This is a genomic window from Streptomyces flaveus (genome assembly GCF_014647675.1).
GTDB lineage: Bacteria > Actinomycetota > Actinomycetes > Streptomycetales > Streptomycetaceae > Streptomyces > Streptomyces flaveus.
In genome coordinates this window covers 23,149-37,120 of the sequence record NZ_BMPQ01000024.1, presented here as the reverse complement: position 1 = coordinate 37,120, position 13,972 = coordinate 23,149, and the positions used below count along the sequence as shown (strand labels likewise).

Sequence of the window (13,972 nt, the reverse complement as noted above, 5' to 3'; positions counted from 1 at the left end):
CGACCTCGCTGCCGGCACCCTGGGCGGTGGCGGTCGGCTGGGAGCGGCTCGGCGAGCCGCTCCCGCCGCGGCCACGGGGCGCGGCCGCCCCCGCCGAGGTGGAGACCGACCTCACCGGACTCGTCAAGGCGATTCGCGAAGCGGACCGTGAGATGGGCATCCCTGCACAGCACAGCCCCTGGCTGCCGCCGCTGCCCGAGAAGCTGGTCACCGGCGAACTGCCGCCGGCCCCGCTCTCGGACTACGACCTCGCGCCCGTCGCGTACGGCGTGGTGGACCTGCCCGCCCAACAGACCCGGCTCCCCCTGGTGATCGACCCGGCGACACTCGGACACCTGCACGTCGTCGGCTCGCCCCGGCAGGGCCGGTCGCAGACGCTGCGCACGCTCGCCGGCATGCTGGCCCAGGCCCACACCCCGGCCCAGCTGCACCTGTACGGCATCGACTGCGGCAACGGCGCCCTGCTGGCCATGGAGAGGCTGCCGCACGTCGGCGCCGTCACCCAGCGCACCCAGCCGGACCGGGTGGCCCGGCTGCTCGCCCGGCTGACGGGGGAGCTCGCCCGGCGGCAGGAGATGCTCGCCGCCCGCGGCAGCGCCGACCTGCCGGAGCTGCGCCGCGGCCTGCCGGTGGACGAACGGCCCCCGCACATCGTCGTGTTCCTCGACCGGTGGGAGGTCTTCGACAAGCAGCTCGGCGAGTACGACGCCGGGAACCTGCTGTCCGGGGTGCTGACCCTGCTCCGGGACGGCGCGAGTGCCGGCATCCACCTGGTGATGACCGGCGACCGGGCGCTGTTCTCCAGCCGGGTCGGCAGCTCCACCGAGGACAAACTCGTACTGAAGCTGAACGAGAAGTCCGAGTACGGCGCGATCGGCGTGACCCAGCGGAAGGTGCCCGACGAGATTCCGCCGGGCCGGGCGCTGCGGGCGGCGGACAAGGCCGAGGTACAGATCGCGCTCCTTACGGAGAACCCGGAAGGCCAGGCGCAGGCCGCGGCGCTCCAGCAGATCGCCGAGCAGTGCCGTGAACGGTCGGCTCACCTGCCGGCCTCCACCCGGCCGTTCCGCGTCGACACCCTGCCGGACCGGCTCACCTGGGAGGAGGCGGCCGGGTACGCGCCGCAACCGTGGCCGCACCCGCGATGGGCGGTGGCCGGCGTCGGCGGCGACGAACTGACTGCCTTCGGACCGGACTTCTCGATGACGCCGACCTTCCTTGTGGCGGGCCCGGCCCGTTCCGGGCGCAGCACCGTGCTGTCGACGATCGCGCTGTCGCTGCTCACGGCCGGCACCCCGGTCGTGATCGGGGCGCCGGCCCGCTCGCCGCTCCGCGACCTCGCCGGACGGCCCGGCGTGCTCGCGGTGTTCGACGAGTCCGACATCGACCCCATGGCCCTGGAGGAGGCGCTGGCCTCCTCGCCCGACGGGGCCGTGGTGCTCCTCGACGACGCCGACCTGCTGCTGAAGACGAAGGCCGAGCCGGTCCTCACGCAGATCTCCAAGTCCGGTGCGGAGACCGGCCGGGGGCTGGTCGTCGCCGGGCAGACCGACCGGCTCACCTCCGGCTTCTCCGGCTGGCACACCGAGGCCCGCCGGAACCGGTACGGACTGCTGCTGAAGCCGCAGAACATGAGCGACGGCGAACTGATCGGCGTCAAGGTGCCGCGCAGCCGACTGGGCGCGACCCGTCCGGGCCGGGCGATCCTGCACCTGGGAGACGGCGTGCTGCGGACCGTGCAGGTCCCCGAGACGGTGATCGCGGAGCCGGGCACCCCGGCCTGACCGCCGGACACCCGTACCGGACACGCCGTCCGCACACAACAGAGGGCTCCCGCCGATGAGGCCGGCGGGAGCCCTCTCGTATCCCGGGCGAGACCGGGTCAGGTCGTGCCGGGGAGGTAGCTGGAGTCGTGCACCTGCGGGGCCTTGTGGTCCGCATAGGCAGCCGGACCGTAGATGAGGCCCGCCACCCCCAGCCAGAAGCCGGCCACCTCCGGAAGCGGCCAGCGGTAGGTGCCCCCCGCCAGGCCGGGGACGGTCGGCAGATTCGGCTGCAGGGGAGAGCGCGTGCCGAAAGCCTTCCAGATGCTCCCCAGAAACCCTCCGTTCGGGGTTATGCCGAACCGTACGCCCGACGCGATGCCGTCCAACTTGGACCCGATGCCCTTCACGACGTCGACGAACTTACCGGGGATGTTCTTGATGTCGTTCACAGTGATCCGGATGTTCCGGGGGAGGGTCTTGGTGAGGGCCTCGGGAATCAGCTTGAACTCGCGCCCGAAATCCTTGATGCCGCTGCCGATCTTGCCGATGCCGCCTACCTTGACCGCCTGGACGATCGCGCCGACGCCCTTCACGATCGCGGCCCCGCCGAGGATCAGCCCGACTGAGCTCAACACAATGTCGAGCACATCCCACTCCCCCGTCTCCACGCTCTTGGAGATGTTGATCCCGAACGCCGCCGCGCTGAACGCGAAGCTGCCGATCGTCAGGGCGAGTCCGATGCCCTGCAGGCCGGGAACCAGCATGGCCAGGACGCCCAGGACGCCGCCGATGATGCCGAAGGCGAGGCTGAGTTTGTCGCGGATCTTCTCCCAGACGCTCTTGCCCTCGACCGCCTCGTCCCGCGCCTCGTCCAGCGCCCGGGCCGCCACGGCGGCATCGGCCTCGCGCACGTTCCGCGCGTCCTCCGCCAGCAGGCGGGCGGCGTCGAGATCCGCCTGAGCGTCGTCAGCAAGCCCCTGTGCCGAGGACTGGCTGTCCCTGGCCTCGTCCAGCGCACGCCGCGTGTTCCGCCGTGCCTCCTGATCGTCCGGAGGGGGTGCGGCCGCGTCCAGACGGCCGATGTCGGCCCCGGCCGCACGCACCACCTCGGTGGCCGACGCCAGCCGATCCTTGGCATCCTGCCCGTCCGCGAGCGCCTGGTCTGCCCTCTGCTGCTGATCGCTCAGTGATTTCATGTACGTGCTCAGCGCGCTGGCTGCCTGGTCGTACGAACTGTGCAGCTTGCGCACATGGTTGGCCAAGTCGCCGAGCTTGTCCCGGAGCTTCTCCATGGACTTTCCCTCGCCCACCTGCTGGTTCTCCAGTTGGGAGACGAGAGGAAGGGCGTCGCCCGCGTTGTCGGCCACGGAGCGGTAGCTGCTCGCGAGCCTCCCGAGCATCTCCGCGTCGCCCGGAGTCGGGTCGTCGGCGAACCCGAAGACCGATTCCCATTCGGATACCGCTGGCCGCACCATGCCCGCGAACTCACTTTCCGTTGTCTTCCGTGCTCATGGGGTCCCCAACGGCTGCTTCTGCCACCGGATCCGCTGCGCCGGACGTGCCGGCCGGGTCATCGAAACGGAACGACTCGGCAATCGCGTCGAAGACCTCGTAGAACTGCTCCGCCAGATTCACGTTGGGGGTCGAGCTGGCGATCACCAGATAGTCCCGGCTGTTCGGCACCGGAATCAGGGTGTGCCGCATCGCCGTGGGGATCCGGCTCCCCTTGATGTCCACGTCCTCGATCCTGGTGATCCGCCCGACCGCACCCACCAGAGGCAGATCCAGCAACTCCACCTCGCCCGGCGGCAGTCCGGTGCCCTCCGCTTCGGTGCCGACCTGAATGCCGGCCGCGATGACGAGGTCGGCCAGATCCTCCGACTCCCCCTCGGGCACGGACACCCGCAGCAAGACCGTCGTGGCGGTGAGTACCAGAGGGCCGTTGCCGCTGTTGATGATCCTGAGCATCCCCGAGGCCTGGAGCGCGCCCTGCGCGTGTGCCTCGCGGGCGGTGCGCCGGGTGCTGCGGATCAGGTCGTCCACCTGCTCGCGGGAGAGCTGCGGGGTGCTCTTCACCTGGGACTCGATCGTGCGGCGGATCGAGGCGTCACGGGTGCTCGGGTCCAGGTCGAGATGCCACCAGGAAGTGGGGAACATCAGCTTGTATCCCGAGGGCGCGCCTTCGGGCCGCTCCGTGATCGGACGCGTCATGACGCGTTTCCCTTCTGCACGACGCTTCCTGTCACGTGTCCTTCTTGGAATCGTCCAGCGCGTTGGCACTCTCGTCGTCCGTCTTCGTGAAGTTCTCGGAGATCTTGTCCGTGTTCTCCGCGAACACCTTCACGTTGTCGTGGACCCGTTCGTGACCCTTCTTCCACGCGTCGTCGAATTCTTCGAGAGCCTCCGCGAGGTCGCCGCCGCCGGCCATGCTCTTGAACGAGCCGGAATCACCCGTGGCGTGGTAGAGCGTCGCGCTGTTGCCGAGCAGTTCCCCGATGTTCTCGAGCTCCTTGGCCGTGTCCGTCAAATCCTGCACGGGAACGCTGATGCGACCCATCGGTGTCTCCTCTCCTGCCCCGGGCGTCCGGCCCCGCCCTCCACGGGGAGGGCGGGGCCGGACGGTGCGAGGCGTGTTCAGCCGAGGCTGCTGGCCGTCTGGTCGTCGGTGTCCACGAACGCGTCGGCGACCTGCTTGATGAACTCGCTGACGCCCTGCAGCCCCTCGATCGCCTCTTGGGTGCCGTTCTTGTACTCCTCCCAGAACGGACGGAACTTGGTCTCGGAGCCCGGCGTCGCGTAGGCCGCCTCGACCATCTCCTCCATCTTGGTGTTGGCCTCGTGGAGGCTCTGCTGCATCAGCTCCTTCTGGTTCTGCAGCCAGGCCGAAGCCTCCCGCATCTCGTCCGGGCTGATCTGGATGTTGCCGCCGGCCATGCCGAGTCCTTCCGTCGCTCCGTATCGCCGCGGCCGTTGGGCCGCATACACCGGGCTCTACGGGGCACCTGCCGGGGCGGTTCACGGCTGCTGCTGAACAGTGACGAAAGCACCCAGACCGGGGCGAGTAAACCGAACTCGCTCTTGGGTTCGGGAAGCGACGGAAGGGCTCAATGGCCCGACATCCGATGAGCCGTTCATGACCCCGGCGACCTGCGGGGCCCTCGGTCTGGACTGGACTTGGTGGCTCCCGAGCACGCAGGAGGTGATCCCCGCAGGGGGCTTGGACACGATCATCATCGGTGATCAAGTGATCGCTCTCGACGCCGACTGCGAGCGTCAGCACACGTCAGCGGCACCTGCTCAGCGACACCCTCGGACTCCTTCTGGCTGTGCTGGTCACACCGGCATCCACGGCCGACCGGGACGCCGCCCGCGTCCTGCTGCCCACAGCAAAGAATCACTTCCGGCGGCCGGCGCGGGTCTGGGCCGACGGCGGATACACCGGACACCTCAAGCGACTGGACGGCCCAGCATCTGGGGCTCGTCCTCAACATCGTCCGCCGCAGCGACGACACCAGCGGTTTTCAGGTCCTGCCCCGCCGCTGGGTCGTCGAAAGCTCCTTGTGCGCCACGAGGCGCTCCGTTTGTATCCCCCGGCGCCGCAAGACCGTCGTGGCCTGCGACGCCTGTCGTGACCGCATCCATGCGGCACAAGCAGCCAGATCATTCACGTCGTGATCACGGGAGAGCCGGATGACCGAGAAATCGTCATGTCCGGTTCGGCGGGAGGCCGCGTGGAAAAAGACCTGCCACGGCATGCCACGGCAGGCACCTCGCCGCGCGGCCGACCCAACCCGCTTGGCTCCTGCGCAGCCGACGCCTGGTCCGTTACTACGAGCGACGCACCGACACCAGCGAGAGTGTCGGACGGGGCCTCTGGCTTGTGTCGTCCGTGCGTGTCGCCCAGTCCGGGCCGTCGGCAGTTGTGGGGCTCGCGTCGAGGAGGGCTTCGCCGTCTCACCAGCGCGGCCTTGCCCGCCTGCCGAACAGCAGCCCCCGTGGCTCCGGTGGTGGTGGGGTTCCGGGCCGTAGTGGCCAGGCCAGCAGCATGCCCGCGACGAAGCCGACGACATGCGCCACGTAGGCCACGGTGCCGGCGTCGGAGACGCCCTGGCCGGAGGAGTACACGGCCTGCAGTCCGAACCAGAAGCCCAGCACGATCCACGCGGGCAGCCGCAGGGGCAGGAAGATCAGGAACGGGACCAGCACCCACACCCTGGCCTTCGGATAGAGCACGAGGTACGCGCCGAGCACCCCCGCGATCGCCCCGGAAGCGCCGATCAGCGGGTCGCCCGAGTTGGAGTTCGCAAGGGCGAAAACATACGCGGCTGCGTAGCCACACGCCACGTAGAACAGCAGGAAGCGGATGTGCCCCATCCGGTCCTCGATGTTGTTGCCGAAGATCAGCAGGAAGAGCATGTTGCCGAGCAGGTGCAGCCAGCTGCCGTGCAGGAACATCGCGGTGAGCACCGACAGCGGGGGCGACTTGTCGTAGTCGGGCGGGCCCACCACACAGCCCGGTCCCTGCGGGCCCACACCCACGTCGCCGGTGGGCACGACGGTCGGTGTCCGGTCATGAAGCATCTCGCGCGGCACCGCGGCCCACTGGTCCAGGAACGCCTGCAGCTGGCACAGCTGCGCGAGACTGCTCTCGCCGACCAGCGACGCGGCCACGCCCGGAGTGGCCAGGAACACAAGGAAGTTGGCACCGATCAGCGCGTACGTCACGAACGGTGTGCGGCGGGCCGGGTTCACATCATGGACGGGGATGACCACAAGGAACTCCTGCCCGCGACCGGGCCCTTCTGAACGGGTCTGAACGGGAGCGCGGGCGTCTGCGTATGTTTCGGCAACCGCCGTGATCCCAGCAACACGTGAGGAACAGGTCAATGAACGACCGAGTCGCTCCGCCGATGATCGCCACGCCGGATGGCGAGGCGGAAGTAGCCCTCGTGCTCAGACTGTCGTGGGAGGACGTGGCCGCGCTCGGCCAGGAAGCCGGTCGGCTCGCCGCGAGCATGCAGCGCCCCGTGACCCTCGACGAGGCGGCCAGCCACCGGCTGCGCAGCCGTCAGGCCGGTTCGCACGCCCGGCCCCAGTCGGCGCCGCAGCCTCCGCAGGTGTCGCCGGTCTCGTCGTTGCCGCGGTCGCCTGGCGAGCAGGCTCGGCAGGCCATAGAGAAGATCAACGGAACCACCCCTGGAGCGGCTCAGGGTGCCTGAGACGTCGTCTGGGCTCCCGGGCCCTCAGGGCTCCGGGGCCCGACGCCCCCAGGCGTCTTCGGCGCCCTGAGCCGTGAGCACGCGCGCGCGTGGCTGGCGCGGAGAGCCACGCGCGCGTGTCGCTCCGCGGGTTGAGCGGGGGGTTCGTTTGAGCGGAGGTTGCATCTGAGCTGCGGGCGCGATGTGGCTTGTCGCGCAGTTCCCCGCGCCCCTAAAGGAGGCCTGCGGCCCCTTTGGAGGCGCTTGCCCAGGCCCCGGTCAGGCAGTTACCGTCGCGGGCCCCAGCTAGATCGTTACCGTTTGCCGAATACCGCCCCCACCGCCTTGCGCGCCGCCACCTGCACCGGATCCCACACCGGGGAGAACGGGGGCGCGTAGCCCAGGTCCAGGGCTGTCAGCTGGTCCACCGTCATGCCTGCCGTCAGGGCTACCGCTGCGATGTCCACGCGTTTGCCCGCGCCCTCGCGGCCGACGATCTGGACGCCCAGCAGGCGGCCGGTGCGGCGTTCGGCGAGCATCTTCACCGTCATCGGGGCGGCGCCCGGGTAGTAGCCCGCCCGGCTTGTGGACTCGATGGTGACCTTCTCGAACTGGAGGCCTGCCCTGCGTGCGTCCTTTTCGCGGAGGCCGGTGCGGGCGATCTCCAGGTCGCAGACCTTGCTGACCGCCGTGCCGACGACGCCGGGGAACGTGGCGTAGCCGCCGCCGGCGTTCGCGCCGATCACCTGGCCGTGTTTGTTGGCGTGCGTGCCCAGTGCGATATGCCGTTCGCGGCCGGAGACCAGGTCGAGGACCTCCACGCAGTCGCCGCCGGCCCAGATGTTCTCGTAGCCGCGTACCCGCATGGCCTGGTCGGTCAGCAGACCCTCGTGGTCGCCCAGCGGCAGCCCCGCCGCTTGCGCGAGCGTCGTCTCCGGGCGTACGCCGATGCCGAGGACCACCACGTCCGCCGGGTACTCGGCGTCCTCCGTGGCGACCGCGCGGACCCGGCCGTCCTCGCCGGTGAGGACCTTGGTGACCTCGGCGTCGTTCACCATCGTGATGCCCAGGCCCTCCATCGCCTCGTGCACCAGCCGGCCCATGTCCGGGTCGAGCGTGGACATCGGCTCCTTGCCGCGGTTGACCACCGTCACCTCGTACCCGCGGTTGATCAGCGCCTCGGCCATCTCCACGCCGATATAGCCGGCGCCGACCACCACCGCGCGCCGGCCGGACGTACGGGCCAGTGTGTCGAGCAGGGCCTGGCCGTCGTCGAGTGTCTGCACGCCGTGCACGCCCGGGGCGTCGATGCCGGGCAGCGGCGGCCGGATCGGCCGGGCGCCCGTCGCGATCACGAGCTTGTCGTACGACGTCCACTCCTCGGCCCCGGACTCCAGGTCACGGGCGCGGACCCGGCCGCCCGCGACATCCAGCGCCGTCACCTCCGTACGCATCCGCAGGTCGATCCCGCGCTCCCGGTGCTCCTCGGGGGTGCGCGCGATCAGCTCGTCCCGGTCGGAGACGTCGCCGCCCACCCAGTACGGGATGCCGCACGCGGAGTAGGAGGCGAAGTGGCCGCGCTCGAACGCGATGATCTCCAGTTCGTCGGGGCCCTTCATCCGGCGCGCCTGGGACGCGGCGGACATGCCCGCCGCGTCCCCTCCGACGACCACCAGGCGTTCTCTCGTACGGCTCATGCTCATACGAACACGCTACGGGGGACTGGCATTTCAGTCCCGCCAGCCTTCCTGTCAGTCCTCCTTGTCGTCCGCTCCCGGCGCCGGCCGGGCGACCGGCAGGGACATGCCGGCGGTCGCCGTACCCGCTCCCGCGCCCGCCGTGGCCGGGCGGCGCGGCAGCCGGGGGCGCAGGACACGCGTCCACAGCAGCAGGAGCAGCGCCGCGCCCACGAGGAAGGGGAGTAGGGCGGCCAGGGCCATCGCGATCCAGCGGAACGTCTCGACGAACGCGTTCCAGCCACCCGCGAGCGCGTCCGCGAGCCCCGGGTCCTCGTCCTCCGCCGCCTTCACCGGTGTCTCGGACAGCGACAGGGTGATCGTGGCCAGGCTCGTACGGTCCTTCAGGGATGCCTGCTGGGCCAGCAGCGACTCCAGGTCGGCCTGACGGGTGCTCAACTCGCCTTCCAGCGTGACCACATCGCTGAGCTTGGTCGCCTGGTCCATCAGCTCACGGATCCGGATCACGCTGGCGCGCTGCGTCTTGATGCGGCTCTCCACGTCGACGACCTGGTCCGTGACGTCCTCCGCCTTCGCCTTCCGGTCGATCAGCTTGCCGGAGCCCTCCAAGTCCGTGAGCACCTCCTCGTACCGGTCCGTGGGCACCCGTAGGACGACTCGCGAGCGCTCGCGGCCCTTGGAGTCGCGGTCGGTCGTCTCGTTGCCGACGATGCCGCCCGCGGTCTCGACGGCGGTACGGGCCTCGGCGAGGGCCTTGGGTACGTCCTTGACCTGCACGGTCAAGGACGCGGTACGGATGATGTGGGTGGCGCTCAACTTCGGCGGCGCGGTGGCCTGTTGGCCCTTGCCGTCGCTGCTGCTGTTCTGGTGGCTGGCCGCGCCCTCGTCGGCGCGGGCGGCGGCTTTATCGCCATCGCCGCTGTCGGAAGTGGAGCCGCCGGCCTCGTCCGCACCGCCGCACCCCGCGAGCGCGAGAGCGGCGGCCAGCAGCAGCGCGGAGAGAGTTTGAACAGGCCGTACGGACCGTATGGACCGGTGCCTGGATGTGGTGCCACGTGTCTGCATGTCGGCGTACCCCCGAAGGTGTCGTGATGACTGACGCTCCTTCGACGCCCGAGCGGGGCGGGACGTTGGACGTATCCGGTTCCGAACAGGTCACGGTCCGGACTCGTCATGGACACCGCGGGCCGAAGGAGGGCCCGAAGGGGGGCCGAAGGGATGTCAGTGGGGAGTGGGACAGTGGAGACATGCACGCAGACACTCGTACGGGACCCGGTCACGTCGTCGTCATCGGGGGCGGCATCGCCGGTCTGGCCGCCGCGCACCGGCTGCTGGACAGCGGCGCGCGCGTGACCGTCCTGGAGGCCTCGGGCCGGCTCGGCGGCAAGTTGCTCCCCGGCGAGATCGCGGGTGCGCGGGTCGACTTCGGCGCCGAGTCGATGCTGGCCCGGCGCCCCGAGGCGGTGGCGCTCGCCCGCGAGGTGGGCCTCGACGCCCGGCTCCGGCAGCCCGCGACGGCGAGCGCGTCGATCTGGACGCGCGGGGCGCTGCGGCCCATGCCCAAGGGCCACGTCATGGGTGTGCCCGGCACCGCGTCGGCCCTCGCCGGACTGCTCTCCGAGGAGGGCGTCCACCGCATCGAGCGCGACGCCGACCTGCCGCGCACGGAGACCGGCGACGACGTGGCGGTGGGGGAGTACGTGGCGGCCCGCCTCGGCCGCGAGGTGGTGGACCGACTGATCGAGCCGCTCCTGGGTGGCGTCTACGCGGGCGACGCCTACCGCATCTCCATGCGCTCGGCCGTCCCCCAGCTCTTCGAGGCGGCGCGTACGCACGTGTCGTTGACGGAGGCGGTCCGGGGAATCCAGGCCCGTGCGGCTGCCGCACAGCAGACCGGCCCCGTCTTCATGGGCATCGAGGGCGGCGTCGGCCAACTGCCGCTCGCGGTGGCGGAGTTGATACGGGCGCGGGGCGGCGAGATCGTCACCGGGGCGCGGGTGACGGAGCTGCGCAGGGTCGCGGGAGAGGCGGCTGGGCGATCCGGTGAACTGGCCTGGCGCATCGTCGCCGGAGAGCGTGTGCTCCATGCCGACGGCGTTGTCCTCGCCGTTCCCACCGGCGCGGCTGCCGCGTTGCTGCGGGACGAAGCGCCCGCTGCCGCGACCGAGCTGGCCGGTGTCGAGTACGCCTCCATGGCGCTCGTCACGCTCGCCTACCGGCGCGATGAAATCCGCCTCCCTGAAGGAAGCGGTTTTCTGGTGCCGCCTGTTGACGGGCGGACCATCAAGGCGTCGACGTTCGCTTCCCAGAAATGGGGGTGGATCGACGAGGAGAACCCGGACGTGCTGGTCCTGCGGACATCCGTGGGGCGGTACGGCGAGACAGAGATCCTCGGGCGCGAGGACGGCGAGCTCGTCGACGTCTCGCGGCACGACCTGCGCGAAGCCACCGGACTCGACGCCGTCCCCGTCGCGGCAAGCGTCACGCGCTGGACCGACGGCCTGCCCCAGTACCCCGTCGGCCACCACGCGCGCGTGGCCCGCATCCGAGAGCACGTCGGCAAGCTGCCGGGCCTCGCCGTGTGCGGAGCGGCGTACGACGGAGTGGGCATCCCGGCGTGCATCGCGAGTGCGTACGCCGCCGTGGACCAGCTGAGAGGCGACCGCGGTGGACTGGGACTGGGACTGGACGAGCTGATCATGAACCCGGTGCAGAACCGGCACGGCGGAGCGGGAGAATAGCCCCATGAGTGACGACGCCCCCACCACCGACCCCGCCAGGATCCCGAACAAGGGCAAGCTGGCCAAGGACCTGAACGAGGTCATCCGCTACACCCTGTGGTCCGTCTTCAAACTGCGAGACGTCCTCCCCGAGGACCGCGCCGGCTACGCGGACGAGGTCCAGGAGCTCTTCGACCAGCTCGCCGCCAAGGACGTCACGATCCGCGGCACGTACGACGTGTCCGGGCTGCGCGCAGACGCCGACCTCATGATCTGGTGGCACGCGGAGACCTCCGACCAGCTCCAGGAGGCGTACAACCTCTTCCGTCGTACGAAGCTGGGCCGCGCCCTGGAGCCGGTCTGGTCGAACATGGCGCTGCACCGCCCCGCGGAGTTCAACCGCTCGCACATCCCGGCGTTCCTCGCCGACGAGACGCCCCGCAACTACATCAGCGTCTACCCCTTCGTGCGCTCCTACGACTGGTACCTGCTGCCCGACGAGGACCGCCGCCGCATGCTCGCCGACCACGGCAAGATGGCCCGCGGCTACCCGGACGTGCGCGCCAACACGGTCGCCTCGTTCTCCCTCGGCGACTACGAGTGGATCCTCGCCTTCGAGGCCGACGAGCTGTACCGCATCGTCGACCTCATGCGCCACCTGCGCGCCTCCGAGGCCCGGATGCACGTCCGCGAGGAGGTCCCGTTCTACACGGGCCGTCGCAAGGACATCGGTGAGCTGGTCGCGGGTCTGGCCTGACCTCGGCCAGACCTTGGTTTGACGACAGGGCCTAAGCGGCCTTGGTGAAGTCGGTGCGGTACCGCGCCCCTAAAGGAGGCCGCAGGCCTTCCTTTAGGGGCGCGGGGAACTGCGCGACCAGCCACGACGAACCCGCAGCTTTCGAACCGCCTAACCCAGCGGAGCGCTCAGCTGGGCGGCCCTCGGCCGGAAGCGGTCGCCCGGTGAGGCGGGCTTCGGCTCGGGATGGGGGCCGCACTCTTCGCTCCGCACCGGAAGCTCCCCCTCCAGCAGATACGCGTCGAGGTGACCGTTGACGCACGGGTTCGCCCCGCCCCCGATCCCGTGCGCGCCCGCCGCCCGCTCGGTCACCAGCACCGAGCCGGACAGCCGCCGCCGCAGCTCCAGTGCCCCCTTGTACGGCGTGGCCGCGTCCCGCTCGGCGGCCAGGATCAGTGTCGGCGGCAGCTCGCCGGGTGACGTCCGTACGTCGAGGGGCCGCTGCCGCGGCACCGGCCAGTACGCGCACGGCAGGTTCATCCAGACGTTGTCCCAGGTCTCGAAGGGCGCCACGCGCGCGAGCCGCGTGTTGTCACGGTTCCAGGTGCGCCAGTCCGTCGGCCAGGGCGCGTCATTGCACTCGACGGCCGTGTAGACGGCGTCGCCGTTCTCCTGCCCGGCCACCACCTCCGGTTGCGGCCCCGCCTGCAGGATCAACGGCTTCGGATCGCTCTTCAGATACGCGGAGAGCGCCTCCGCGCGCCGCGGCCAGTAGTCGTCGTAGTAACCCACCTGCAGATACGCGCTCTGCAGTTCCCCCGGCCCGACCTTCCCGCCCGCAGGCTCGGCAGCCAGCCGCGCCCGCACCCTCTCGTAACTGCGCAGCACCTCCTCGGGTGTGCTGCCGAGCCCGTACACCTCGTCGTGCTTGGCCACCCACGCGCGGAAGTCCGCCCAACGCCTCTCGAAGGCGAGCGACTGGTCGAGGTTGTTCCGGTACCAGATCCGTTCCGGGTCCGGGTTCACGGCCGAGTCGAAGACCATCCGGCGTACGTGCGAGGGAAACAACGTCGCGTACAGGGCCCCGATGTACGTGCCGTACGAGGCGCCCATGAAGGTCAGCCTCCGCTCGCCGAGCGCGGCGCGCAGGACGTCCAGGTCGCGCGCGTTGTTGAGCGACGTGAAGTGCCGCAGCCCGCTGCCGGAACGCTTCAGACAGCCGCGCGCGTACGCCTTCGCCCGCGCGACGCGCTTCTTCTTGTACGACTCCGAAGGGTTCGCCGGTGCCTGCGAGGGGCCGTTCAGGAGCCGCTTCGGGTCCTGGCAGGACAGTGGCGCGGAACGGCCCACTCCGCGTGGGGCGTAGCCGACGAGGTCGTACGCCGCCGCGATGCGCTTCCACTCGGGGAGCAGGCCGGCCAGCGGGAAGTGCATGCCGGAGGCACCGGGACCGCCAGGGTTGAAGACCAGCGAGCCCTGCCGCGGTACCCGCCGCTTGCCGTCCTCGCCGTCCTCACCGTTCTTGCCGGTCGCCCGCGTGCGGCTGACGGTCAGCTGGATCTTCTCGCCGTCGGGTCGCGCGTAGTCGAGAGGCACCGTCACTGTGCCGCACTCACGGCTGCCCGGGCCGTCCTGCTCCTCGGCGCACTTCCCGAAGCGGATGCCTTCGGCGGCGCGCGCGGCGGCGACGGTCACGCCGTGCCGCTCGGCCCGGCCCGGCGACGCGCCCCGGGCGTCGCCGCCCGCGGGGGCGGCGACGAGGGCGGTCAGGACCAGGGAACCTGCGGTTCCGTGGAGGAGGGCGGCTCTCATTCACATATCCCTTCAGCACACGACCATGTCAAAAGGGATATTT

At 70.4% G+C, this 13,972-nt stretch carries 12 protein-coding genes and 1 pseudogene; 5 read left to right on the top strand and 8 right to left on the bottom strand.

What is annotated here, in order from left to right; all coding sequences use genetic code 11:
* The first annotated feature begins 152 nt into the window (after positions 1-152).
* A complete protein-coding gene (locus IEZ21_RS48010; protein ID WP_373302345.1) occupies positions 153-1,784 on the top strand; it encodes an FtsK/SpoIIIE domain-containing protein in 1,632 nt (543 codons plus the stop codon).
* Between the two features lie 98 nt (positions 1,785-1,882).
* Here IEZ21_RS48010 and IEZ21_RS34055 read toward each other — a convergent pair whose 3' ends face one another.
* The 4 genes from IEZ21_RS34055 to IEZ21_RS34040 form a co-directional block, all read right to left on the bottom strand.
* On the bottom strand, positions 1,883-3,241 hold the full coding sequence (locus IEZ21_RS34055) for a hypothetical protein (RefSeq protein ID WP_189325682.1): 1,359 nt from the start codon (positions 3,239-3,241) through the stop codon (positions 1,883-1,885).
* 10 nt (positions 3,242-3,251) lie between these two features.
* Positions 3,252-3,977 carry a hypothetical protein gene (locus tag IEZ21_RS34050; RefSeq protein ID WP_189325681.1) on the bottom strand — a complete coding sequence of 242 codons (726 nt, stop codon included), beginning with the start codon at positions 3,975-3,977 and terminating at the stop codon, positions 3,252-3,254.
* A gap of 31 nt (positions 3,978-4,008) precedes the next feature.
* On the bottom strand, positions 4,009-4,323 hold the full coding sequence (locus IEZ21_RS34045) for a hypothetical protein (protein WP_189325680.1): 315 nt from the start codon (positions 4,321-4,323) through the stop codon (positions 4,009-4,011).
* Between the two features lie 77 nt (positions 4,324-4,400).
* Positions 4,401-4,700, bottom strand: a complete 300-nt coding sequence (locus IEZ21_RS34040; protein WP_189325679.1) for a WXG100 family type VII secretion target — start codon at positions 4,698-4,700, stop codon at positions 4,401-4,403.
* Positions 4,701-5,047: 347 nt separating this feature from the next.
* On the opposite strand from IEZ21_RS34040, the pseudogene IEZ21_RS48950 reads away from it, so the two are divergent.
* Positions 5,048-5,398: pseudogene (locus IEZ21_RS48950) on the top strand (transposase); the annotation flags it as partial.
* Positions 5,399-5,720: 322 nt separating this feature from the next.
* On the opposite strand, the gene IEZ21_RS34030 reads toward IEZ21_RS48950, so the two are convergent.
* On the bottom strand, positions 5,721-6,539 hold the full coding sequence (locus IEZ21_RS34030; RefSeq protein WP_189325678.1) for a rhomboid family intramembrane serine protease: 819 nt from the start codon (positions 6,537-6,539) through the stop codon (positions 5,721-5,723).
* 113 nt (positions 6,540-6,652) lie between these two features.
* Here IEZ21_RS34030 and IEZ21_RS34025 point away from each other — a divergent pair, with 113 nt between their 5' ends.
* Entirely contained in the window at positions 6,653-6,985 is a 333-nt protein-coding gene (locus tag IEZ21_RS34025; RefSeq protein WP_189325677.1) for a hypothetical protein, read from the top strand.
* A 293-nt stretch (positions 6,986-7,278) separates the two neighbouring features.
* On the opposite strand, the gene IEZ21_RS34020 is transcribed toward IEZ21_RS34025, so the two are convergent.
* Positions 7,279-8,667 (bottom strand): FAD-dependent oxidoreductase, encoded by a 1,389-nt coding sequence (locus IEZ21_RS34020; protein WP_189325676.1) that lies wholly within the window; start codon positions 8,665-8,667, stop codon positions 7,279-7,281.
* A gap of 48 nt (positions 8,668-8,715) precedes the next feature.
* On the bottom strand, positions 8,716-9,726 hold the full coding sequence (locus tag IEZ21_RS34015; RefSeq protein WP_189325675.1) for a DUF4349 domain-containing protein: 1,011 nt from the start codon (positions 9,724-9,726) through the stop codon (positions 8,716-8,718).
* 182 nt (positions 9,727-9,908) lie between these two features.
* Between IEZ21_RS34015 and hemG the strand changes: the two genes are divergently transcribed.
* Both hemG and hemQ read left to right on the top strand, forming a co-directional pair.
* A complete protein-coding gene (gene hemG, locus IEZ21_RS34010; RefSeq protein ID WP_189325674.1) occupies positions 9,909-11,402 on the top strand; it encodes a protoporphyrinogen oxidase in 1,494 nt (497 codons plus the stop codon).
* Positions 11,403-11,406: 4 nt separating this feature from the next.
* Positions 11,407-12,138, top strand: coding sequence for a hydrogen peroxide-dependent heme synthase (gene hemQ, locus IEZ21_RS34005; protein ID WP_189325673.1), 732 nt, complete (start codon positions 11,407-11,409; stop codon positions 12,136-12,138).
* Between the two features lie 150 nt (positions 12,139-12,288).
* Here the strand turns inward: hemQ and IEZ21_RS34000 are convergent, their stop codons facing one another.
* On the bottom strand, positions 12,289-13,929 hold the full coding sequence (locus tag IEZ21_RS34000; RefSeq protein ID WP_189325672.1) for an alpha/beta hydrolase: 1,641 nt from the start codon (positions 13,927-13,929) through the stop codon (positions 12,289-12,291).
* Positions 13,930-13,972: the final 43 nt, after the last annotated feature.

Bases quoted from the DNA above. Each gene is read 5' to 3' on its own strand.
- IEZ21_RS48010 (WP_373302345.1), top strand. From the start codon at position 153: ATGGGCATCCCTGCACAGCACAGCCCCTGGCTGCCGCCGCTGCCCGAG.
- IEZ21_RS34055 (WP_189325682.1), bottom strand. From the start codon at position 3,241: ATGGTGCGGCCAGCGGTATCCGAATGGGAATCGGTCTTCGGGTTCGCC.
- IEZ21_RS34050 (WP_189325681.1), bottom strand. From the start codon at position 3,977: ATGACGCGTCCGATCACGGAGCGGCCCGAAGGCGCGCCCTCGGGATAC.
- IEZ21_RS34045 (WP_189325680.1), bottom strand. From the start codon at position 4,323: ATGGGTCGCATCAGCGTTCCCGTGCAGGATTTGACGGACACGGCCAAG.
- IEZ21_RS34040 (WP_189325679.1), bottom strand. From the start codon at position 4,700: ATGGCCGGCGGCAACATCCAGATCAGCCCGGACGAGATGCGGGAGGCT.
- IEZ21_RS34025 (WP_189325677.1), top strand. From the start codon at position 6,653: ATGAACGACCGAGTCGCTCCGCCGATGATCGCCACGCCGGATGGCGAG.
- IEZ21_RS34020 (WP_189325676.1), bottom strand. From the start codon at position 8,667: ATGAGCATGAGCCGTACGAGAGAACGCCTGGTGGTCGTCGGAGGGGAC.
- IEZ21_RS34015 (WP_189325675.1), bottom strand. From the start codon at position 9,726: ATGCAGACACGTGGCACCACATCCAGGCACCGGTCCATACGGTCCGTA.
- hemG (WP_189325674.1), top strand. From the start codon at position 9,909: ATGCACGCAGACACTCGTACGGGACCCGGTCACGTCGTCGTCATCGGG.
- hemQ (WP_189325673.1), top strand. From the start codon at position 11,407: ATGAGTGACGACGCCCCCACCACCGACCCCGCCAGGATCCCGAACAAG.
- IEZ21_RS34000 (WP_189325672.1), bottom strand. From the start codon at position 13,929: ATGAGAGCCGCCCTCCTCCACGGAACCGCAGGTTCCCTGGTCCTGACC.